This window comes from Methanocrinis sp. (genome assembly GCF_049974945.1).
Lineage (GTDB): Archaea > Halobacteriota > Methanosarcinia > Methanotrichales > Methanotrichaceae > Methanocrinis.
Map to the genome: position 1 here is coordinate 1 of NZ_JBNGCU010000027.1, position 19,940 is coordinate 19,940.

General features: G+C 61.3%; 22 protein-coding genes. 17 read left to right on the forward strand and 5 right to left on the reverse strand.

The window, feature by feature from the left end; genetic code table 11:
• The 3 genes from ACP5EL_RS04170 to ACP5EL_RS04180 all read right to left on the reverse strand — a co-directional run.
• On the reverse strand, positions 1 to 468 hold a 468-nt coding region (locus ACP5EL_RS04170; protein ID WP_428401232.1), incomplete at its 3' end, for an AAA family ATPase.
• Positions 469 to 483: 15 nt separating this feature from the next.
• On the reverse strand, positions 484 to 1,284 hold the full coding sequence (locus ACP5EL_RS04175; protein WP_428401208.1) for an anaerobic ribonucleoside-triphosphate reductase activating protein: 801 nt from the start codon (positions 1,282 to 1,284) through the stop codon (positions 484 to 486).
• Positions 1,285 to 1,321: 37 nt separating this feature from the next.
• Positions 1,322 to 3,451, reverse strand: a complete 2,130-nt coding sequence (locus tag ACP5EL_RS04180; protein ID WP_428401209.1) for an ATP-dependent DNA helicase — start codon at positions 3,449 to 3,451, stop codon at positions 1,322 to 1,324.
• A 126-nt stretch (positions 3,452 to 3,577) separates the two neighbouring features.
• Here ACP5EL_RS04180 and ACP5EL_RS04185 point away from each other — a divergent pair, with 126 nt between their 5' ends.
• From ACP5EL_RS04185 to ACP5EL_RS04240, 12 genes are all read left to right on the forward strand, one after another.
• A complete protein-coding gene (locus tag ACP5EL_RS04185) occupies positions 3,578 to 4,744 on the forward strand; it encodes an LL-diaminopimelate aminotransferase (RefSeq protein WP_428401211.1) in 1,167 nt (388 codons plus the stop codon).
• A 19-nt stretch (positions 4,745 to 4,763) separates the two neighbouring features.
• Positions 4,764 to 7,640 carry a leucine--tRNA ligase gene (gene leuS, locus ACP5EL_RS04190; RefSeq protein WP_428401233.1) on the forward strand — a complete coding sequence of 959 codons (2,877 nt, stop codon included), beginning with the start codon at positions 4,764 to 4,766 and terminating at the stop codon, positions 7,638 to 7,640.
• A 191-nt stretch (positions 7,641 to 7,831) separates the two neighbouring features.
• Positions 7,832 to 8,254 carry a tRNA (N6-threonylcarbamoyladenosine(37)-N6)-methyltransferase TrmO gene (gene tsaA / locus ACP5EL_RS04195; RefSeq protein ID WP_428401212.1) on the forward strand — a complete coding sequence of 141 codons (423 nt, stop codon included), beginning with the start codon at positions 7,832 to 7,834 and terminating at the stop codon, positions 8,252 to 8,254.
• A gap of 39 nt (positions 8,255 to 8,293) precedes the next feature.
• Positions 8,294 to 8,590, forward strand: a complete 297-nt coding sequence (locus ACP5EL_RS04200) for a hypothetical protein (protein WP_428401213.1) — start codon at positions 8,294 to 8,296, stop codon at positions 8,588 to 8,590.
• Positions 8,591 to 8,705: 115 nt separating this feature from the next.
• Positions 8,706 to 9,926: a YcaO-related McrA-glycine thioamidation protein gene (locus ACP5EL_RS04205; protein ID WP_428401214.1), complete on the forward strand. Its 1,221-nt coding sequence runs from the start codon at positions 8,706 to 8,708 to the stop codon at positions 9,924 to 9,926.
• A complete protein-coding gene (locus ACP5EL_RS04210) occupies positions 9,880 to 10,533 on the forward strand; it encodes a TfuA-related McrA-glycine thioamidation protein (RefSeq protein ID WP_428401215.1) in 654 nt (217 codons plus the stop codon). The genes ACP5EL_RS04205 and ACP5EL_RS04210 overlap by 47 nt, the downstream gene beginning before the upstream one ends.
• A complete protein-coding gene (locus ACP5EL_RS04215) occupies positions 10,530 to 10,808 on the forward strand; it encodes a ubiquitin-like small modifier protein 1 (protein WP_428401216.1) in 279 nt (92 codons plus the stop codon). Before ACP5EL_RS04210 ends, ACP5EL_RS04215 begins: the two co-directional genes overlap by 4 nt.
• Positions 10,809 to 10,855: 47 nt before the next feature.
• The gene (locus ACP5EL_RS04220; RefSeq protein WP_428401218.1) at positions 10,856 to 11,587 is read left to right on the forward strand and encodes a HesA/MoeB/ThiF family protein; all 732 of its coding nucleotides are present in this window, start codon (positions 10,856 to 10,858) and stop codon (positions 11,585 to 11,587) included.
• Between the two features lie 21 nt (positions 11,588 to 11,608).
• On the forward strand, positions 11,609 to 12,088 hold the full coding sequence (locus ACP5EL_RS04225) for a DUF1890 domain-containing protein (protein ID WP_428401220.1): 480 nt from the start codon (positions 11,609 to 11,611) through the stop codon (positions 12,086 to 12,088).
• The gene (locus ACP5EL_RS04230; protein ID WP_428401221.1) at positions 12,085 to 12,357 is read left to right on the forward strand and encodes a DUF1894 domain-containing protein; all 273 of its coding nucleotides are present in this window, start codon (positions 12,085 to 12,087) and stop codon (positions 12,355 to 12,357) included. The genes ACP5EL_RS04225 and ACP5EL_RS04230 overlap by 4 nt, the downstream gene beginning before the upstream one ends.
• 36 nt (positions 12,358 to 12,393) lie before the next feature.
• The gene (locus ACP5EL_RS04235; RefSeq protein WP_428401223.1) at positions 12,394 to 12,672 is read left to right on the forward strand and encodes a ubiquitin-like small modifier protein 1; all 279 of its coding nucleotides are present in this window, start codon (positions 12,394 to 12,396) and stop codon (positions 12,670 to 12,672) included.
• A 17-nt stretch (positions 12,673 to 12,689) separates the two neighbouring features.
• Positions 12,690 to 13,076, forward strand: a complete 387-nt coding sequence (locus ACP5EL_RS04240) for a molybdenum cofactor biosynthesis protein MoaE (protein WP_428401224.1) — start codon at positions 12,690 to 12,692, stop codon at positions 13,074 to 13,076.
• A 23-nt stretch (positions 13,077 to 13,099) separates the two neighbouring features.
• Here the strand turns inward: ACP5EL_RS04240 and ACP5EL_RS04245 are convergent, their stop codons facing one another.
• Together ACP5EL_RS04245 and ACP5EL_RS04250 are read right to left on the reverse strand one after the other, a co-directional pair.
• Complete coding sequence (locus tag ACP5EL_RS04245) at positions 13,100 to 14,470, reverse strand: RAD55 family ATPase (RefSeq protein ID WP_428401225.1); 1,371 nt, start codon at positions 14,468 to 14,470, stop codon at positions 13,100 to 13,102.
• Between the two features lie 91 nt (positions 14,471 to 14,561).
• Positions 14,562 to 14,987, reverse strand: a complete 426-nt coding sequence (locus tag ACP5EL_RS04250) for a FaeA/PapI family transcriptional regulator (protein ID WP_428401226.1) — start codon at positions 14,985 to 14,987, stop codon at positions 14,562 to 14,564.
• A gap of 181 nt (positions 14,988 to 15,168) precedes the next feature.
• On the opposite strand from ACP5EL_RS04250, the gene ACP5EL_RS04255 reads away from it, so the two are divergent.
• The 5 genes from ACP5EL_RS04255 to ACP5EL_RS04275 all read left to right on the forward strand — a co-directional run.
• Positions 15,169 to 15,819 carry a tetrahydromethanopterin S-methyltransferase subunit A gene (locus ACP5EL_RS04255; RefSeq protein ID WP_428401227.1) on the forward strand — a complete coding sequence of 217 codons (651 nt, stop codon included), beginning with the start codon at positions 15,169 to 15,171 and terminating at the stop codon, positions 15,817 to 15,819.
• A 202-nt stretch (positions 15,820 to 16,021) separates the two neighbouring features.
• Positions 16,022 to 16,807 (forward strand): tetratricopeptide repeat protein, encoded by a 786-nt coding sequence (locus tag ACP5EL_RS04260; RefSeq protein WP_428401228.1) that lies wholly within the window; start codon positions 16,022 to 16,024, stop codon positions 16,805 to 16,807.
• Positions 16,808 to 17,076: 269 nt separating this feature from the next.
• On the forward strand, positions 17,077 to 17,910 hold the full coding sequence (locus ACP5EL_RS04265; RefSeq protein WP_428401229.1) for a sulfide/dihydroorotate dehydrogenase-like FAD/NAD-binding protein: 834 nt from the start codon (positions 17,077 to 17,079) through the stop codon (positions 17,908 to 17,910).
• A gap of 92 nt (positions 17,911 to 18,002) precedes the next feature.
• The gene (gene gltA, locus ACP5EL_RS04270) at positions 18,003 to 19,445 is read left to right on the forward strand and encodes an NADPH-dependent glutamate synthase (RefSeq protein WP_428401230.1); all 1,443 of its coding nucleotides are present in this window, start codon (positions 18,003 to 18,005) and stop codon (positions 19,443 to 19,445) included.
• An 18-nt stretch (positions 19,446 to 19,463) separates the two neighbouring features.
• Positions 19,464 to 19,940: MSMEG_6728 family protein (locus ACP5EL_RS04275; RefSeq protein ID WP_428401231.1), on the forward strand; the 477-nt coding region annotated here is incomplete at its 3' end.

Consider the following 19,940-nt stretch of genomic DNA (forward strand, 5'->3'; position numbering starts at 1 on the left):
CAAATCCGCCGCCCGGATCGCTTCGCCCATCCCCCAGCCAAGCTCCCGGGCGTCCCGATCCGCTACGGCCCTTGCGAGGTCGGACTCGTTGGCGTCGTCGGACCTGCCCCGCGAGGCTATCCGCGCGAGCCGGACCTCGTCGGGGACGTATACCTCGATGAGCGAAAAGCCGTTCGAGCTTTTCCGAAATAGGTCCACCTCGGATCTGCTCCTGATCCCCTCCACCACGACCACGGGCGCCTCCGTCTCGCGGATCTTCGCGAGGCACCTGGTGGCGATGGCGTCAGTGCCCTCTTTATCTCTGAGATCGTTTCCCACCGCCCCGAGGTTTCTGTCGGTGGGGTCAAGGCCCCGCCGCGCCGCCTCCTCCCGGATGACGTCACCCATGACCACGACGGGTATATTCAGCTTCCTCGCCACGTCTGCTGCCACCGACTTGCCGGAGCCGGGCATCCCCACAAAGCCCACGATCTTCAATCCACGTCACTTCCTCTGCTCATATTCGTCGAAATCCTCGTCGTCTCCCCTCGCCCTGTACTCGGCCTCGATCCCGATCAGCCTCTTCACCGCCTCGGCCAGATCCCTCAGCTCTTTCGCCGGGACGGGGTCGAAGGGCTCCTCGCCCTCCCTCGGCCTTCCCCGCTGGATGGTGAGGGTGCTGATGCCGAGGTTTCTGAGAAGCTCCCCGATCGTCCCCACCTCCTCGCGCGACGGCATCTCCGGAAATACCGTCGTCCTCACCTCCAGGGGGACATCTAGTCGGGTGCAGGCCTCCAGGCAGTCCCTCACCTTCGGCGCCACGCCCGGCCGGCCCGTGGCCCTGGAGTACTCGGGGTCGGTGAGGGGGGCCTTCACGTCCAGAAATACGTGGTCGATCGATTCGGCTTCGAGGAGGTCTCTGAGGACCTCAGGGTAGAAGCCGCAGGTCTCAACCCCCACCTTCAGCCCCAGCTCCTTTGCGATGCCAGCGATCTTTTGCGCCGCCCGGGGCTGGGCCAGAGGCTCGCCTCCCGAGAGGACCACGGCGCTGACGAAGGGCGAGGCCGACCTGATCTTCTCCTCCACGACGTCCAGGTCCTCGAAGCTCTCCCCCGACCGGAGGTGCCAGTTCTGGCAGTGAGGGCACTTGAGGGGGCATCCCCTCAGAAATACGACCGTGGCGGCAACGCCGGTCCAGTCCACCGTGGAGAGGGGTACGATCCCCCCCAGGTTCACCCGGCGGCTCTGCTGCTCAGGACCTCTTTCTTTTTCCCCTCCCTTTTCTTCTCCTCCAACATCCTTCATATCCGGCATCCCTCCTTTCTCTTGAGTTAAGTCTTGATCAAGCCCTCTCCTTGAGCTGGGCCATCACCTTCTCAGCGATCTTGGGGCCGACGACCTCGGCGATATCGGCCGCCTTCGCCTCCCTCAGCTTGTCGAGGCTGGTGTACCCGGCCCGGTGGAGCCTTCTCGCCCTAACCCTACCCACGCCCTTCAGGTCCAGAAGACCCAGGAGGTCGGGTCCCGCGCCGTAATGGATCCTCTTTTCGAGCTGATATATCCGGAAGGTGGCACCCAGCTCCAGGTGCTCAGAGAGGCGGCCCGCCGAATGCATCAGCCACTCGGCGGTCTCGGCGACCCTCCTTATGTCGCCGGGCCCCACCCGGAAACGGTCGGCGATCTTCTCCTCCTCAGATTCCGAGATCCACTCCAGGAGGAGGGCCGCGGTCTTCGCCTCCCTCATCATCCAGTCGTAGTTCTCCTCATTGCAGAGCTCGCCGTAATGCTGGTCGATGAACTCCTCGATCCAGCCGTCCGAGGTCTGGACGTATAGGGTGTCCATATCCGGGGTCATGGTGATCAGGTGAAGGAGGGTGAGGTCCGTGATCCGGGCCGTCTCCCTCGAGCGGAGGCTGTCGACGACGATCCGTGCGGTAAGGGGGTCGATGTAGAGCCTTGATACGAGCTCTCCCAGGGGCGTAGGTCTGAGGTCCGGCTCAACCATCTTGCTATCGATCAGAAACTCCAGAACCTTCTCCATGGTGGCGTCCAGGTGCCAGGCATCCTGCTGGTGGGCGTAAAAGGTGGAGTCGACAAATCTCTTCAGCTCATCGGCGCTTGATGCAAAGCCCGTCGCCATCGTCGAGAGGAGATGGGTTCTAAGAGCCGGCTCCATGGCGAGCTTCGAGAAGATCTCCTCCGGCTCGCCGTGGACGTAATGGTCAAATAGGTCCCTCATCTCAGTGTCGCTCTTGGCCATAAGAAACGACTCGCCCTTTGGGTCCAAACCAGGCCTTCCGGCCCTTCCCGCCATCTGCCGGTACTCCATCACCGGGATCGCCACCATACCCCTCGCCCCCTCGTATCGCTTGTAGCTTCTTATCAGAACCCTCCTCGCGGGAAGGTTCAGCCCCGCCGCCAGGGTGGGGGTCGAGGCTATGACCCTGATCTCGCCGGACCGAAACCCCCTCTCCACGATCGCCCTCTGCTCGGGGAGGAGGCCTGCGTGGTGGAAGGCGACTCCGCCCCGAACGCACTCGGCGAGCTTCTTTCCCGTCTCGCTCTCTCCGGTCGCAAGCACTCTCTCCGAGAGGCGAGAGACCTCCCGGCCCTCTTTGCCAGGGGCCTGACCATCTCCCGAGCCCGGCCCATCTCTCCTCTTTGAGAACGTCTTCGCGAGCTTTGCGGCCGTCGCCTCGGCGTTACGCCTGCTGCTCTCGAAGATCAGGATCTGGCCGCCCTGGTTCATGGTGTCGTTGACGAGGTCGACGAGGTCGTCCCGGCGCGAGGGGATGGGGACTGTCTCCCCCGGGAAATTGAGGATACCGTCGCAGATCACCCCCTCCTTCAGCTCCACCGGCCTCCACCGGCTCTCGACGAGGTCTGCTCCAAGCCACGACGCCACCTCGGGGGCGTTGGCCACCGTCGCGGAGAGGCCGAGAACCTGCATCTCCGGGTTGATCCTCATCAGCTTTGTTATCGTCATCTCCAGGGTCGGGCCCCGGTTCGTCGAGTCGAGGAGATGGATCTCGTCGACGACCAGTACCGAGAGGTCGCGGATCCATCGGGCCCCGTTCCTGATGAGGGAGTCGGCCTTCTCCGAAGTGGCGACTATGATCTCGTTTCTCCCCAGATACTCGTCTCTCCTCTCCATATCGCCGCTGGATAGGCCCACCTTTACGCCGAGGTCCGCAAATCGCGAGAAGGCTGCATGCTTCTCCGAGGCGAGAGCCCTCAGCGGCACGATGTAAAGCGATCTGCCACCACCCAGGGCGGCCTTCAGCATGGCGAGCTCCGCCAGCATCGTCTTTCCGGCAGCCGTGGGGACCGAGACGAGCAAGTTCTTCCCCTCCAGGAGGCCCCTCTCGACCGCCTCGGCCTGGGGCGGGTAGAGCTCTCTTATCCCCTCATTCTGATAAAGTTCCACCACCTCCCGGGGGAGCCAGGAGGTCAGATCTTCGATCTCAAGCATCGACTCCTCTACTCTTATATACAACGTGACATTTACTATCAGCGAAGCTGCGCCGCCCCGCGATCCTGGTCAGATCCCGGCGGGGGCGACGCCGTGGACGTATACTGCTGATGGAGATAATATTCCATGTACTCTGATCGGATAAAATCCCTCCCACCATACCCTTTCGCAGCCATCGACAGGGCGAAGCTTGCAGCCCAGAAGAGAGGTGTGGACGTCGTCGACCTCGGGGTCGGCGATCCTGACCTGCCCACACCCAAAATAATTATCGATGCCCTCTGCGAGGCGGCGAAGAAGCCCGAGAACCACCAGTACCCCTCCTACGAGGGGAAGATCGAGTTCCGGTCTGCCGTGGCCGACTGGTACAAGGAGACCTTCGGCGTCGACCTCGATCCCGAGTCCGAAGTCCTCGCCCTGATCGGCTCAAAAGAGGGGATCGCCCACGCTCCCCTGGCGTTTTTGAACCCGGGAAACCTGGCCCTCGTCCCCGACCCCGCCTACCCCGTCTACAAGACGGCCGTCGAGTTTGCGGGAGGCGTTCCCGTCATTCTGCCTCTCAAGAGGGAGCAGGGCTTCCTCCCGGACCTGGACGGCATAACCTCCGATGTAGCCCGGAAGTCAAGGCTGATCTTCCTCAACTACCCAAACAATCCGACGGGGGCCTGCGCAGACATTAAATTCTTAAAAAAGATCGTCGACTTCGCCTACGATAACAACCTGATCGTCCTGCACGACAACCCCTACTCCGAGGTCTACTTCGGCGATAAGAGGCCGCCATCAATCCTGGAGGTGGAGGGGTCCCGGGATGTGGCCGTCGAGTTTCATTCCCTCTCCAAGACCTGCAACATGACCGGCTGGAGGGTGGGCTTCGTCGTCGGAAACTCCGAGATCATCAAGGGTATCGGCGACGTCAAGAGCAACATCGACTCCGGAAACTTCGGCGCCGTCCAAGACGCGGGGATCGTCGCCCTCAATAACTCCCAGAAAATAGCCGCAAAGATGAGGGAGACCTATCGGGAGAGGGTCGATCTCCTCTACGCCGGTCTTTCAAAGATCGGCCTGGAGGTGGAGAAGCCGGAGGCGACCTTCTACCTGTGGGCCTGGACCGGAGGCAGGTCCAAGGAATACACGAGAAAGCTGATCGACCGGCTCGGGATCGTGGCCACGCCGGGGGTTGGGTTCGGCGACTTTGGTGAGGGTTACGTTCGGTTCTCGGTCACCCAGCCCACCGAGAGGATCACCGAGGCCGTAAAGAGGATGGAGAAGATGGTGACAGAGGAGAGGGCCCTCTGACCGGTTGGAGGAGATGGACTTGCTCGAAGATTACAGGGCTTCTGAGATCGAATCGAAGTGGCAGCAGAAGTGGGCGGAGGAGGGCGTCTTCAATGCAGAGCCAGCCCTCAGAAAGAAGTTCTTCATAACCATACCTTACCCCTATCTGAACGGAAACCTCCACGCCGGCCACACTCGAACCTTCACCATAGGCGACGTAGTAGCCCGGTATCGCCGGATGAAAGAAGAGAACGTCCTCTTCCCCATGGGATTCCACGTCACGGGAACTCCCATCGTCGGCCTTTCAGAGCTCGTGAAGAACAGGGACCCCGAGATCGAGAAGGTCTACACCGAGCACCACGACATACCGCCGGAGGTATTCGCCACCCTGACCACTCCCCAGGCGATCGTCGACTACTTCAGAAGAGAGTCCAAACTGGCAATGCAGTCGATCGGCTACTCCATCGACTGGAGGCGGGAGTTCACCACCACCGATCCCGCCTACAAGAAGTTCATCGAGTGGCAGTACGGCATCCTCCGGGGTCTTGGGTACGTCTCCAAGGGGAGCCATCCCGTGAGGTGGTGTCCCAACGACGAAAATCCCGTCGAGGACCACGACATCCTCAAAGGCGAGGAGGCGACGATCATAGATTTCGCCCTGATCAAGTTCAGGTTGGATGGCAAGGTCCTCCCCTGCGCCACCCTCAGGCCCGAGACCGTCTTCGGGGTCACAAACCTCTGGGTCAACCCCGAGGTCGTGCATGCCGTAGCTCGGGTCAATGGCGAGACCTGGATCACAAGCCAGGAGGCCTACGAGAAGCTGACCTTCACCGATAGGTCTGTAGAGAGGATCGGGGAGGTGAGAGGAAGAGACCTGATCGGCAAAAAGGTCGCCAATCCCCTCACCGGAGCCGAGGTCCTGATCCTACCGGCATCCTTCGTCGATCCCGACAACGGGAGCGGGGTCGTCATGTCCGTCCCCGCCCACGCCCCCTACGACTACCTGGCGTTGAAGGATCTCTACGACCAGGACCTGAGCGGCTACGGGATCACCGAAGACCTCCGGAAGATCGAGTTCATCTCCCTGATCGAGGTTCCCGACTACGGCGAGTTTCCGGCGGTGGAGGCCACAGAGGAGCTGGGGGTGAAAGATCAGAACGATCCTCGGGCCGAGGAGGCGACGAAGCTCGTCTACCGGAGGGAGTTTCACAACGGCGTCCTCAAGGAGAGGACGGGAAAGTACGCCGGGGTTGCCGTCTCCAAGATCAAGGAGATCCTCCTCGCAGACCTGATCGAGGAGAACGTCGCTGAGATCTTCTACGAGTTCAGCGAGACCCCCGTCATCTGCCGGTGTGGGACCCGGTGCGTCGTCAAGATGGTCAAGAACCAGTGGTTTTTGAACTACTCCGACCCCGAGTGGAAGGGGCGGGTCCTTGACTGCCTGGCAGGGATGAGGCTCATCCCCGAGGAGATCAGGACCGAGTTTGAGAACAAGATCGACTGGCTGAAGGACAAGGCCTGCGCCCGGAGGAAGGGGCTGGGGACAAACCTCCCCTGGGACAAGGAGTGGCTGATCGAGTCCCTCGGCGACTCCACCATCTACATGTCCTACTACATCCTGGCCAAGTACGTCAACGCCGGCCTTGAGATCGACAGCCTCATTTCCGAGTTCTTCGACTACATATTCCTGGGCAAGGGCGACTCCGCAAAGGTCGCCGACCTCACCGGGATACCCGCGGAGACTGTCGAGAGGATCAGGGAGGACTTCATGTACTGGTACCCGGTGGACCTGCGGTCCTCGGGAAAGGACCTGGTGGCAAACCATCTCCTCTTCTTCCTCTACCACCACGTGGCGATATACCCGCCGTCCCTCTGGCCGAAGGCGATGGCAGTCAACGGCTTCGTATCCCTGGAGGGAAAGAAGATGTCCAAGTCCAAGGGGCCACTCCTCACCCTCCGGCGGGCTGTAGACGCCAACGGGGCGGACGTGACCAGGCTCTACATCCTCTCCAACGCCGAGCACACCCAGGACGCCGACTGGCGAAACGAGGGGGTGGAGTCGACGAGGCAGCAGGTGGTGCGGTTCTACAACCTGGCCAGGGAGATCATCAATGATCCGGAGATCGACGAATCTGCAGAGCCGGAGCTGATCGACCGCTGGATGGAGAGCCAGATGCAGAGGAGGATAGCCGAGACCACGGAGGCCCTGGAGTCGATCCAGACCCGCCGGGCGGTCCAGAGCGCCTTCTACCACGTGATAAACGACCTCCGCTGGTACCAGAGGAGGGGTGGAAAGAATCGTCTCAAATCCGTCCTGGACGTCTGGGTGAGGCTGATGGCGCCCTTCACGCCCCACGTCTGCGAGGAGATCTGGGAGGAGATGGCCGGCCAGAATGCCAGATCATTCGGGAAGGACGCCTACATCTCCCGCGCCCGGTGGCCCGAGGCCGACCCCGAGAAGATCGATCCCGAGGCCGAGATGGCCGAGGACCTTCTGGAGAGGACCCTCTCCGACGTCGATGAGATCATCAGGGTCACAGGTAAACAGCCCGAGAGGATCACCCTCTTCACCACCCCTGCCTGGAAGAGGACGATGCTGAAGGCGGCACTGGACCTGAAGAAGGTGGAAAGCCTGGACGTCGGCTCGATCATGAAGAGGGCGATGGCCCTTCCCGAGGTCGCGAGCCACAAGAAGGAGGCTCCAAAGTACGCTCAGAGGCTGATGAAGGGGGCTCACGCCCTCAACGCCGATCCCCTCAAAATCGACGAGTTTGAGACCCTCTCCCGGGAGAAGAGGTACCTGGAGAAGACCTTCGGCTGCAAGGTCGCTGTATACTCGGCGGACGAGCCCGGCGAGGACCCGATGAAAAAGAGCAGGAACGCGGAGCCGGGGCGGCCCGCGATCTTCATCGAGTGAAATTGGAGACCCACCCGGTCCGGTCGGGGAGCGCGAAGAACCCGACCTACTCCCCGCTGACCCCTCAGAGCCTCGCCGACTTCGACGCGCTGGCTTTCCTGGATGAGGTGAGATACAGCCAGGGTAGTCCGACGCTTCCGTAGGGGGCCAGCTCCGAAGCCCTTTTTTCCTCCGCGCCCAAACCCTCCGCCATGAACCTCAAACAGATCGGCGCGATCCACTCCCCCTTCAAGACCAGGACCGAGGCCCCCTTCCAGGGGCGGCATTCGGATGAGGTCTGCGAGGTGGAGGTCTTCGAAGAGTTCCTCCCCGGCCTTGCCGACGTGGAGGGGTGCACCCACCTCATCCTCCTCTATTGGCTCGACCGGGCTGATCGATCCATGCTCAAGGCCTTTCCCCCCTACGACAGAAAGGAGCACGGCGTCTTCGCCACCCGGTCGCCGAACCGGCCCAACCCCATCGGCGTGGGGATCGTCGAGCTTCTGGGGGTCGATGGGGGGAGGCTTCGGGTCCGGGGGCTGGACGCCGTTGAGGGGACGCCGCTCATAGACATCAAGCCCTACTTCTCCGAGGTCGACAGCATCCCCAACGCCACCGTCGGATGGAGGAAGTGACCGGCGGGCGGCTCGAGCCTCGATCCGACCTCGATCCCCGTGATCCTCGCGACGAGCGTCCTTCTGAGCCAGTTCATCTCCAACGTCCCCTTCGTCGCCCTCTACCTGCCCCTCTTATCCCACCTCGACCCCTCGGTCGAGAGGATGATGGCCCCGGCCGCGGGGAGCACCATCGCCGGGAACCTGACCATCCTGGGGGCGGCAAGCAACGTCATCATCGTCCAGAACGGCGAGCGGAGGGGGACAGCCATCACCTTCTCCGACTTCCTGAAGGCGGGAGCACTCCTCACCGCCCCAAACCTCCTGATCTACTGGATCTTCCTCGCGGTCCTCTGAGGGGCGAGCACCGACGGCAAAAAACCCGATACGTATTTAGGCCCAGAAGGACCAGCTACTCGAAAGCTGGCGGCCTGCCTTCGAGAACGCCTTCAAGCCCAAGAGTTGATAACGGATGTTGCTCAGATCCTGCATTAAAAAGTACAAGACCGATACCCACCGGGCCTTCTCCCCCGAGGAGACCCTCGAGCGGATAGCGCCGAAGATGGAGCTTGCGGGGATAACCAGGGTGGCCGATATCACCAACCTGGACCGGATCGGGATCCCGGTCTTCTCCAGCATCCGGCCCGCCGCAGAGAGGGGGGCGATCTCCGTCTACAACGGCAAGGGCGCCACCCCCGCCGAGGCCAGGGTCTCGGCGATGATGGAGGGGATCGAACGCTACTCGGCCGAGGTACACGACAGGGAGCTGGTCGTCGAGACCTTCTCCAAGCTCGCGGCCGAGACGAACGCCGTCGACCCGAGAGACCTGATCCTCCCCTCGGACGCAGACCACAAGATGGCCATCCCCTGGGTCGAGGGCTACGACCTGATCAGAAAAGAGGCGGTCATGGTCCCGGCGAGTGGCGTCTTCCACCCCCTCCCTCCGAACTACCCGCAGCTCTTCCGGACGAACACCAACGGCCTCGCCTCCGGCAACGTCCTGGAGGAGGCGGTCTTCCACGGCCTCTCCGAGGTGATCGAGAGGGACGCCTGGTCCCTGGTCGAGGCGGTGAAGAGGACGGGCCCTCTGGTCTCAAAGGTCGACGACGGCCTGGCGGCGGGGCTCGTCGAGAGGTTCGCCGCCGCCGAGGTGGACGTGCGGATAAAAGATATCACCAGCGACGTCGGCGTCCCCACCATCGCCGCTGCCTCCGACGACCTCAAGCTCAAAGACCCCGCTCTTCTCACCATAGGGATGGGGACCCACACCAGCGCCGAGGTGGCGGTCCTCCGGGCCCTGACCGAGGTTGCCCAGTCCAGGCTGACCCAGATCCACGGGGCGAGGGAGGATACGACGACCGCGGACTTTCGAAGGCAGATCGGCTACGAGAGGACGAAGAGGCTGAACAGGCACTGGTTCAGCGACTCCGATACGAGACCCTTCGGCGAGATCGAGTCTCAGGACAGCGAGGACTTCCTCGACGACATCAACCTGATGCTCAAAAGGCTAGAGGGGGCGGGGATGGACAGAGCCATAGTCGTCGACCTGACCCGCGAAGAGATCGGGGTCCCCGTGGTGAGAGTTCTGGTGCCGGGTCTGGAGATGAGCGCCATGGACCAGGAGCGACGGGGCAAGCGGTGGAGAGATGAGGTCAAGAGATATCGTCGTCTTTCTCGGGCCCAGCCTCGATAGAGCCTCGGCCGAGAAGATCCTGGAGGCCGACTATCGGCCTCCGGCCAAGAGGGGCGACGTCTTCAGGGCCGCGAAGGAGGGCGCGAAGATCGTGGGGCTAATCGACGGGGTATTCTTCCAGGAGAGCGCCGTCGCTCATAAAGAGGTCCTCAGGGTCCTGGAGATGGGGGTCGTCGTCGTCGGCGCCTCCAGCATGGGGGCCCTGCGGGCCGCGGAGCTTCACCAATTTGGGATGGAGGGGGTCGGCGAGATCTTCCGGCTCTATCGGGACGGCGTCCTCATCTCCGACGACGAGGTGGCCCTCATATTCGATCCAATCAAATTCGAGCCCCTATCCGAGCCTCTGGTGAACATAAGGGATAACGTAAAGGTGGCCCAAAAGAACGGGATAATCGACGCGGAGGCGGGCGAGAAGATCCTCGCTGCTGCATCATCTCTCTACTTTCCCAAGAGAAGCTACGACCGGATCCTGACGGAGGCGGAAGACCTCGACGAGTGTGCGCGAGAGGCCTTTCGAAGCTTCCTTCTGGAGGAGAGGAGAGACCTGAAGAAGGATGACGCCAAAAGAGCCCTGGAGCGGATAAAGGAGATCGCATTAAGACCATGATAATAAAACTGAAGGCCTTCGCACGGTATAGAGACCTCCTGGAGGGGAAGACGGAGGTCGACCTTCCCCCAGGCTCCACCGTCTTCGACCTCGTGAAAGAGCTGGCTTTGAGGTCCACCGACCTCTGCGACCAGATCTTCGATGCCTCCGGCAAGATCAGGGAGGACGTGAACGTGATGGTCAACGGGAGACACTTTGAGTCCCTGGGGGGGGGCCAGACGGCCCTGGCGGAAGGGGACGAGGTCGCCCTATTTCCGGCGGTGGTGGGCGGCTAAAGCGGGACCGTTGATCGGTTGCTATAGGCCGCATTTTGAGGTTTAAGATGCTCAGTTTGGCGGATGAGAAACGGTATGAGCGGCAGATCAGGCTCTTCGGGGCCGAGGGCCAAAAAAGGCTGGCTGGGGCGACCGCCCTCGTCGTCGGGGCGGGGGGGCTTGGGTCCTCGGTCTCGACATACCTCGCCGTAGCCGGGGTGGGGAGGATGGTAGTCGCCGACGGCGACGTCGTCGAAGTGAGCAACCTTAACCGCCAGATCCTCCACGGGGCTAGAGATATCGGAAGGCCCAAGGCCGTCTCCGCGGCCGAGACTATTCGAGGGCTCAACCCCGAGATCGAGGTGGAGGCGGTCGCCCTCTTCGCCGACGAGGACAACCTGGCCGGCCTCTTAGGAGAGGCGGACCTGGTGGTGGACGCCCTGGACAGCTTTTCTGCAAGGCACCTTCTCAACAGGGCCGCGATCGCGATGGACGTTCCCCTGTTCCACGGGGCCGTCTCCGGCTTCGACGGCCAGGCGACCACCATCATCCCGGAAAAGACCCCCTGCCTCCGGTGCATCTTCCCGACCTTCCCCCCCAAGGAGACCAGCCCCGCCCTGGGCGCCACCTGCGGCGTCATCGGCTCGATCCAGGCATCAGAGGCGATAAAGTATCTGACTGGTAAGGGCGAGCTTCTGGCTGGCAGGCTCCTCATCTGGGACGGCCTCAGGGGCAGGTGCGATGAGATCTCGATCGAGAGGAACCCGGCCTGCCCCGACTGCGAAGAGAAGTTTAAGTAGGCTCGGGGCCGATGAGGTAGCATGGAACGTTCTGGCGAGAGAGCGCCTGAGGCGAAGTCCGGGAGGAGGGCCCTCATCCTTCTGGGCTGTCCCGAGGTTCCGGTCCAGACCAGCGTCGCCATCTACCTATCTTATCGGCTGAGAGAGAGGGGGGACGAGGTGACGGTGGCCGGAACCGGCGCGGCCCTCAAGCTGACCAAGCTCGCAGACCCCCTGGGCCGCTACCTCGGCGAGACGATGAACATCGACCGGTGCATCGGATCGATCTCGGAGGGGAAGATCGACTATGACCTCTGTTTCTCCTTCGCCCACAGCGACGCCGGGATAAGTTATGCCGGGACGATCAGCTACATCTCCCGAGCCGAGCTATTCGTCCTGATCTTCGGGAGGGAGGCCGAGGAGCTTTCCGAGACGGTCGAGTTCAGCTGCAGAAAGCTGGTCGCAAAGGCCGTCCACAACCCGATGCCGCTGAAGAGGCTGATAGACGAGGTGATCGATTGAGCTGTATCGAGGAGATGAAGTACGAGGTCCTCCTATCTCAATGCTCTTTCAAAGAGGCGAGAGAGTACATAAAGAAGAACTTCAGGGAGGTCCACGAGGTCCCTCCCGGCTACAGGATCTTCAACGTCCACCTGATCGGGGTGCCGCCGCTCCTGGTCGGCGTCGAGGACGAGAAGGTGGTCTTCCCCTACACCAAGCCCTGTTACGGGACCTTCGTCTTGAGGATCGAGGGGAAAGAGGAGATCGCGAGGTTGAGATCAAAGAGATGAGGTTGGAGGCGACGGTGGAGAGATGAGGTCGAAGAGATGGAGGTGACGGTGAGAGCCTTTGCGCGATTCAGGGAGATCGCAGGCGAGGAGATCCGCCTCGATATGGGGGAGGGATCCACCATTCTCGACCTTCTGGAGGCCCTCTCCGCCACCAATCCTGAGCTTGCTCCTGATATCTTGGGCTCCGACGGAAAGCCCAGCCAGGGAGTGGCCATCCTCAGGAACCGCAAGGGGCTCGACCTCTCCGATCTTCAAAAGACGATCCTGGAGGAGGGGGACGAGGTGGCGCTCCTTCCCCCCTTCTCGGGCGGTTGAACCGGGAGGTCCGAGGTTTGATCCTGATCACCGAGGATGAGTTCTCCGTCGAAGAGGTGGTGGCAGGGACGAAGCGGCCCGACGCCGGGGCCGTCGTCTCCTTCCTGGGCACCGTCAGGGACGACGGGATCTCCGGGATGGAGGTGGAGGCCTACCGGGAGGTGGCGATGGAGGAGCTGGAGGAGATCCGGGAGGAGGCGATGGAAGAGCTCGACCTTTTATCCGTCGACGTGATCCATCGTATCGGGCCCCTCTCTGTGGGAGAAGATATCGTCCTGATAGTCTGCACCGCAGCCCACAGGCGGGAGGCATTTCGAGGGTGCGAGCAGATCATCGACGAGATAAAGAGGCGGGTGCCCATCTGGAAGAAGGAGATCCGGGCCGCGGGTGACCGCTGGGTCTGAGATCGGCTCCGAAGAACCCGGGATCAGACAATGGGAACCAGCCGGATGTTTCTCTTCTCGTCCCAGACCATGTAGTAGGGCTCGGTCCGGGGTATCAGCCCGTAGACGCAGAGGCCGCCGTTCAGCTCCTTGATAACGAAGTAGGTATCGGCTATGTGAGAGGTCATTCTGATGCTCTTCTGGCCAGACTTCACCACCACCACGTTGACGTCGCTCGTCTCCTTCCACTTCTGAAACATCTGGCTGCTGGCGTTGAGCATCCTCTCGTAGCCGAAGGCGAACTCCATGGAGTCGAGGCCCAGGATGTTGAGGATCGGCCGACCGGTCCTCTCCCTCAGGGAGTCCCAGTGTCGGAAGAGGGTCTCATACCACTGGTCGCGGTCGCCTCCCGGCTCCAGCACCATCACGTTGGAGGGGACGAAGACGTCTCTTGGGGTGAGCTGGTAGCCGATGCTGGGAACGATGTGGACGGCCCTCCCGTTCTTCACCGAGTTTGAGGCGAGGGCCGTCAGCACCTGGTAGTATCTCTTGCCGACGCCGTGGTCGATCTCCAGGACGTTGCAGGAGCCGAACTCGAGGCCGCCAGTGATCTTGTCGAAGTCGCTTATCCCGGTGGATATGCAGTCGGCGGAGGGGTCGGATATCCTGTCCACGTCGCTCAAGATGCGGATCTGGGGGCTGATATTCTCGATGGCAGGCTCAAAGTAGCAGAACCTTCCTTCGTGGAGGGTGCAGGTATATATCTTCTGCTTGATCTCCACCCCTCTCAACTTGTCCAGCCTGATCTCTCGCGAATACCTCGTCGTCATCCCATCAGGCCGGTTTTCGCCGGATAGGGGGGCGGTCATCCTGACGTTCTTCAGGGTCACGACGCCGTCGACGATGTAGTCGAGGGGCATGAGATCCGCAGACTCGCTCACGAATATCAGGTGGATCCCCATGTCCCGGGCGAACTCGCAGATGTTCTGCTCGAGGCTGTGCTGAGCATCTCCCAGGATGTGGGCGGTGTAGTTTATGACGGCGTCCCAGCTGTCGATGACGATCATGGGGTCGTCCATATCCTCGGCCTGGTCCAAAAAAGTCTTGAAGAAGTCCAGGACCACCTCGTAGCTTGAGCCCTCCTTGCCTACGTTCTTGAGACTTTCGAGGAGCATCTTCTGGGTGGCGTTGACCACGTTGTTGGGGGGGATGATCTCGTCGATCCAGGGGAACATGGCGTAGACCCGAAGGGGGTTGACCCGGGTGGAGATGTACATACCGTTCATCTTCTTGCAGACAGAACTCATGATCTCCAGGGCTAGAGTCGTCTTCCCGGTGCCCGGCATCCCCTTGACGAGAAGGGTCTGGCCCTCTTCAACCCCGAAGAAATCGTGAATTTCAGACGGTATGCGCATATTTTGCATCTCACATATTCGATATTCGTTGGTATCGCGTATCGTATATAAGGCTAATTTTCGACGTTCGGTAAGGTGCATCGGATCAGATCTATCGCCGCTCGGCCTGATGAACGCATTTTTTCATGAGGTTCAATAGAGTTCCAACCTTCTCCGGCTTCACCTTGAAGGAGATGGAGACGGTCACGTCGTCTGAGATCTCCTCGAGCTGGGCTAAGACTGATAACTTAAAGTGATGCGTCTCAGCGTCGCCTCCCCTCTTCAGGGATGCCTCGAACCCCTTCAGACATTCGAGACATTCTGCGGTTTCGACGGCCTCTTTGGGCTGGGGAGCCCTCCTCCAGAGCTTGGAGGGGCCGACCTCCACAAATTCGCATTTTCCTTCGGACTTCAGAACCGAAAGGTACTTTATGGCGGTGGTCTTGCTGACTCCTGCCCGCTTTGCCACGTCCACGGTCGTCAGCCCAACTTCTGAATCCTCTATAGCCTTTAGAATTCGCTCTTCGTAAGATGCCATCTTTTAGTCAGCCTCACCCTCTGCGATCCTTTAAGCGTTTTGGCTCTCCTGATCGACTAACTTCCCCAATTAATCTTCAGCTTCGTCCTCTTCGTATATAAGTCTCTTGTTGACAGTATTGCTTCTGGCGGGCATTTCGACGGTTTAAAGCATTTAAACCATAGAATCCATAGAGTGCTCGATGACCGGCGAACATTCCGTCATTTCGGATGAGGACCGGGCCGGAGGCGCCGGGGGCCCATCTCGCGACCTTTGGAGCTGGCCTCCGATAAGGGGGGATTATAGGCTTGGGGACCCCGGATCCCGGATCGCGGTAGTGACCCTGGCAAGCTTGTTGGAGGCGAGCGGGGCTGCGATCTGGGGCCCCTGCAAGACCGAGAACCTGGGGGTGGAGAAGGTGGTGGCAAACCTCATCTCCAACTCCAACCTCCGCTTCCTTTTGGTCTGCGGCGCAGAGTCGAAGGGGCACCTGCCGGGAGACTCCATTCTGGCCCTTCACAGAGACGGGATCGACGGCGAGGGGAGGATCGTGGGCTCAAAGGGGGCGATACCCTTCATCGAGAACCTCTCAAAGGAGGCCATCGACCGGTTCCAGCGCCAGGTGGAGGTGATCGACCGGATCGGCCTCGTCGACGAGGCCGAGATCGAGGAGATCGTCCGGGAATATCGAGATCTTTCGGAGCCCTTTCCAGAGCCGCCGATGCTCGTCGTCAAGAGGAGGGCCCGGTGGGAGGGGGTGGGAGATGGGCCCTCGTCCGGCGACGCCATCTTCGGCGAGGGGGTCGTCCTCGACGCCTCGGTCTGGCTGGTGGCGGAGGAGGTGAAGAGTTAGGCCTCTCATTATGCTTCAAAGACCGGCCGAACTCTATTTTTAGGATCATTTTGGAGTTTTGGCCGGGATGGGCGAAGAAGTTTTTATAATATGGGGATCGACCTTAGCCGAAGCGAAGGCAGAGCCGGAGTCAAGTTCAGATATTCGGTTTCAAGACTGGCCCGCGAGAGCCGGATCGCTCATCCCCGGAGGCACAAGTAGGATGGCAGAAAACAGGTTTGAAGATGGGATCTTGCTGATGCATACCGACAGGTTCGAGGAGGCGGTGGAGTTCTTCAAGAGCTTCGTCGAGGCCGACCCCTCCGACGTCGAGGCGTGGTACAAGCTCGCGGTCGCCTACCTGGGGGCGGGGAGGCTGGACGAGGGGCGGGCCAGCGCGGAGAGGGCGGTCGAGCTGAAGCCCGACGATCCGGAGCTTCTGGACCTTCTGGGCGGAATCTTATCCCTCAAGAACGACGACGAAGGAGCCCTCGAGTACTTCGATAGGGCGATCGAGGCGAGACCCGACCACGTCCGGGGCTGGATCTCGAAGGTGATGACCCTGCGAAACCTCGATCGGATCGAGGAGGCGAAGGAGGCTTATGGGCGGGGAGTCGAGCAGGCCCCGAGCCTCAGGGACCCCGAGGAGTGGAACGATCTGGCGGGGGCGATCTACGACCGGGGCGACTTTCAGGCCACCATCGACTTTCTCGACTTCATGCTGGATCTGGAGCCCGAAGAGCAGAGCTACAAGTTCAACAAGCTCGGACCCCTCTCCAAGCTGAAGAGGTACGACGCCGTGGCGGATCTCGCCGAGGAGCTGGTCGAGGAGATGCCCGACTTCGTCCCCGGCTGGATGGTGAGGGGGATCGCCCTTCTGGGTATGGAGAGGTACGAGGAGGCCGTCGAGTCCTTCGACCGGGCGATCCTCCTGGACCCCACCAACGCCGAGGCTCGCGAGATGAAGATCAGGACTCTTGAGTACCTGAAAGAGGTGAAGAAGGGCTGAAGCCCCAGATAAGGTTCGACTTCTATCCTGCTGACATATGCTGACATACTTCGGCCGGCTGTACCTTAGCATAGCCTTGACTTGCGGTGGCGGGCCGAAGGCCCTGATCCAGGATCGTCGCGGCGAGCTGCCGTCGGGCGTCATCGGGATAGATTGCTGGTTTCCTACCTTTTGATGCGTCGAATTTTAAAAATATATAAAAACTTTGCGCCGAAGGGTTGTTCTGTCGTCTGAGATTGATTAGAAGGCGAAATGGTGGTGGGCCTGGCATGTACGAGATCGTAAAAAGAGAGGAGATGGCTGGTGGCACGGTGATCCAAAACGAGATCAGAGCGCCTTTGATCGCCCGGAAGGCGAAGCCCGGCCAGTTCGTGATCCTCAAGGCCGACGAGAGAGGAGAGAGGATCCCCCTGACCATGGCGGACGCAGATCCCGAACGCGGGACCATAACCGTGATCTACAAAGTCGTCGGCAAGTCCACGGAGCTATTCAAGGAGCTGAAGGTGGGCGACTCCTACCAGGACGCCGTCGGCCCCCTGGGCCAGCCGAGCAGGATCGAGAAGGTGGGGACGGTGGCCTGCGTCGGAGGCGGAACCGGCGTTGCGGTCCTCTACCCCATCGCCTCGGGCCTCAAGAGGGCAGAAAATAGGGTCATAAGCATAATCGGGGCTCGGACAGCCGACCGGATCATCCTGGAGGAGGAGATGAGGGCCATCTCCGACCAGCTTTTCATCTGCACCGACGACGGATCTCGCGGCCACCACGGCTTCGTCACCGAGATCCTGAAGAGGCTCCTGGAGGAGGAGAGCCTGGACCTCACGGTCGCCGTGGGGCCGGTCCCGATGATGAAATTCGTCTCCGATATTACCAGGCCTTACGGGGTCAAGACCGTCGTCAGCCTCAACCCCATCATGATCGACGGGACGGGGATGTGCGGCGGCTGCCGGGTCACCGTCGGTGGGGAGAAGAAGTTCGCCTGCGTCGACGGACCCGAGTTCGACGGCCACCAAGTCGACTTCGACCAGCTGATGCAGCGTCTCGGAGCATATCAGTCGGAGGAGAGGGAGAGCTCTGAGGCTCACAGGTGCAGGCTGGACCGATAAAATGATCGCCTGCGTCCCAGCGGTCTTTCTTTAGATCCCGTTTTGGTCTCGGACGGTTCGGCATCGGTCGATCTTCAAATTGCGGTGGATCTATGGCGGAAAAAGAGGCTATAAAAGAGGCGAAGGCTCGGGTCGCCATGCCCGAGCAGGAGCCAGAGGAGAGGAGGAGAAACTTCGATGAGGTCCCCCTCGGCTATTCTCCGGAGATGGCAGTGGAGGAGGCGTCCCGATGTCTCCATTGCAGATCTCCGAGCTGCGTTGAGGGCTGTCCTGTGGAGATCGATATCCCCGCCTTCGTCCGGTCCATAAAAGAAGAGAAGTTCGAAGAGGCGATCGAGAAGATCTGGGAGAAGAACCGGCTGCCTGCGATCTGCGGCAGGGTCTGCCCTCAGGAGAGCCAGTGCGAGGGGGTATGCGTCCTCGCAAAGAAGGGAAGGCCGATCGCCATTGGAAATCTCGAGAGGTTCGCCGCCGACCTGGCCCGGGAGAGGGGGATCGAAGAAGCCTCGCCGAAGCCCGAGCCCTCGGGTAAGAGGGTGGCGATCGTCGGGTCGGGGCCAGCGGGGCTGACCGTCGCCTCGGATCTTCTGGCCGAAGGCCACCAGGTGACGATCTTCGAGGCGCTCCACAAGCCCGGCGGCGTTCTGGTCTACGGGATCCCCGAGTTCCGGCTGCCGAAGGAGATCGTCGCCGCAGAGATCGAGTCCCTGAAGGGGCGGGGCGCAGAGATCAGGTGCAACGTCGTCGTCGGAAGAACGATCACCATCGATGAGCTCTTCGAAGAGGGGTACGATGCGATCTTCGTCGGGGTGGGGGCGGGCCTTCCGAGGTTCATGAACCTTCCGGGCGAGAACCTGGTGGGGATACTCTCCGCCAACGAGTACCTGACCCGGGCAAATCTGATGAAGGCCTACCAGTTCCCCGAGTACGACACCCCCATCCCCAGGGGAGAGAAGGTCGTCGTCATAGGGGCCGGGAACGTTGCCATGGACTCGGCCAGGACCGCGGTGAGGCTGGGGGCAGAAAGGGTTCGGATAGTCTACCGCCGGTCCCGGGAGGAGATGCCGGCCCGGTCCGCCGAGATCCACCACGCAGAAGAGGAGGGGGTCGAGTTTCTCCTCCTCACGAGCCCCACCCGATTTCTCGGCGACGAGGAGGGGCGGGTGGTGGGGATGGAGTGCATCAGGATGGAGCTTGGAGAGCCCGACTCCTCGGGGCGGCGAAGGCCAGCTCCGATCGCAGGATCGGAGTTCGAGATAGAATGCGACCTGGTCATCGTCGCCATCGGGACCGAGGCAAACCCCCTCCTCACCCGCTCCACCGATGGGCTGGAGCTTAACCGCCGGGGCTACATCGTGGCCGACCCAGAGACCGGAGAGACGAGCATCCAGGGGGTCTGGGCCGGAGGCGACATCGTCACCGGCTCGGCGACGGTGATCGAGGCGATGGGCGCAGGCCGGAGGGCCGCAAGATCGATCCACCAGTATCTGGCCCGCAAAGCCGACAAAATGGGCTCAGGGCCCGCTCTGGGCTGAGGGAGGAGGACGAACGAGATGCAGACATTTCTCCCCTACCCCGACTTCAAGAGGTCGGCGGAGGTGCTGGACAGACAGAGGCTCGGAAAGCAGAGGTCAGAGGCCCTGGTCCTCCTGCGGATCTGCAGGGACGGCAAGAGCCGGTGGAGGAACCACCCCATCGTGAAGATGTGGTCCAAAAACCCCGAGGCTCTGGCCCTCTACGGCGTCGTGATCTGCGAGGAGTGGACGAGACGGGAATACAAAGACACCTGCAAGGAGAAGATACTGGCCGCTAACCGGGAGATGGGCGGCGCGGAGCTGGAGGAGCTTCGCCGCAGGTACGAGGTAGAGGAGGAGGGCTTTCTGCCGTGGTGGTTCGGGTCTGAGGAGCTTCACGCCTCCCACCGGTCAAACCTACTCCGAAAGGACCAGGACCACTACTCGGCCTTCGGCTGGACCGAGCCGAAGGACCTCTGCTACGTCTGGCCCGATCCGGAAGATCCGAAGAAGAAG